Source organism: Paenibacillus phytorum, assembly GCF_013141715.1.
Taxonomy (GTDB): Bacteria; Bacillota; Bacilli; order Paenibacillales; family NBRC-103111; genus Paenibacillus_E; species Paenibacillus_E phytorum.
In genome coordinates this window covers 1-1,697 of record NZ_WHOA01000177.1, presented here as the reverse complement: position 1 = coordinate 1,697, position 1,697 = coordinate 1, and the positions used below count along the sequence as shown (strand labels likewise).

Genomic DNA, 1,697 nt, shown 5'->3' with positions numbered 1-1,697 from the left:
CTCAGCGATTTGGTGTGTCGATGATTTATCAGGATCCCGTCCTCATTCAAGATTTGAGTATTGCTGAAAATATTTTCCTCGGATCAGAACCGAGGCTGCTCGGATTTTTAGTCAATCGCCGGAAAATGAATAAAGATGCCAAGCACTTAATGAAAACGCTTGGGGTCTTTCATCAGCCGACGACTCCGGTTCGCCGGCTGTCACTGAGCGAGCAGCATGCTGTTGCTATTGCAAAGGCTGTATCCAAGCGTACACGAATCATAATTATGGATGAACCGACAACGGGTTTGACCGTTTTGGAAAGAGAGGGCTTATTCGGCCTGCTCCGTCTTTTTAGAAAAGAAGGCATCGGTATCGTATATATCACGCATCGGTTGGAAGAATTGCATCAGTCGGTAAAGAGCTTCTGCATGTAAAGTTTCGTATTCATCTTACAAATATCCTCCTTTGGACCTAATCCCCCAATATTATGTAGTAACTCAGCAATATAGTTGATTGTTATCAATAACAGTAAAAATTAGAATTAATATTGAAAGACAGAAGGATGGAGTTAGTCAGAAAGAAAATAGGAGGGGATTTATCGCATCATTTGAAAACGTTTAACTACCAGACGATGGATGCAATTCAGTGAAAGAGGGTACGACTATGGATGGAATAATTACACTCGACATTGTTAAGATCCTGGAACAAATTAATTTGGATAAAAATAAATGCACAATTTGTAATATGGATAATGTTGACGAGAAACAATGTGAATTTTCGCTTTTGACTCTGAGTTATCATTAAAAAAATTAAGTTCGGGCATGCTTACGGCATGTTGTGCGCTTTACTAATAGAGCTAAACGTGCAGATGGTTGGACAGGACAATACGCCTGCCCAGCCATTTGCTTTTTTGGCACCAATAACGATTGTCGTTTTAGCTTTAAATTCGTTGTTTTTAGAGAAAGTAGCTTTTATCGAGTTGAGGTTTATGAAGAAATTATAGTTATCTATATTTTTTATTGTTTCTTTTCTTAGTACGAGAATATATGATCGTTTCTGAACAAGTTTTGGAGGAGGAATCTAATGAAACATTTCAGTACTTCAATATTGTGTATTTGTACTACTTTCTTGCGGTCAATATGACAGTTATATTTTTAAATGCACCCCGCTTCATATCAACTGCTCTGGTACGTTGCAATCACTTAGACGAGTATCATTTTTTTGCCAATCCGTACACTTCTATCTTTTTACTTCAAGAGGGGCGCGGGGAAGTTTACAACGGGGAGCAGTTGCTATCGATCAGCGAGAGGGACATATTGGTCATTCATCCATCCTCTGAGTATCGCATACGAGCAACAACGGAAATATGTATTCGAGGCGTTTTAATTTCAATTGATGGATTACATATTTCAGGTTTGCCGCAAGGACTTTTGTTTGAACCTCACTTGCAGCCAATTCTCAGAATTGGGGAAGATTTTATCAAAATCAACCGTTTTTTTTCTGATATTCATATAGAAGCGACCGCAACTGGAGTCGGATTTTTAGATCTTATCGCTTCCTTGCTTCAAACGCTACTTATTTTGCTTTTCAGAATCACTGAACATCACCTTCGATCATCAACGAATTCCATTTCACATATTGTAAAGGCTTACATTGAAGGAAATTATCAGAAAGATCTATCCTTGGTTGATTTGGCGGAAGTTGTTTATGTAAGC

General features: G+C 38.4%; 2 protein-coding genes. Both read left to right on the top strand.

Translation table 11 applies throughout. The features are described 5' to 3' along the window. On the top strand, positions 1 to 416 hold a 416-nt coding region (locus GC098_RS25820), incomplete at its 5' end, for an ATP-binding cassette domain-containing protein (RefSeq protein WP_171646081.1). A gap of 882 nt (positions 417 to 1,298) precedes the next feature. Next, positions 1,299 to 1,697: hypothetical protein (locus GC098_RS25815; RefSeq protein WP_216625425.1), on the top strand; the 399-nt coding region annotated here is incomplete at its 3' end.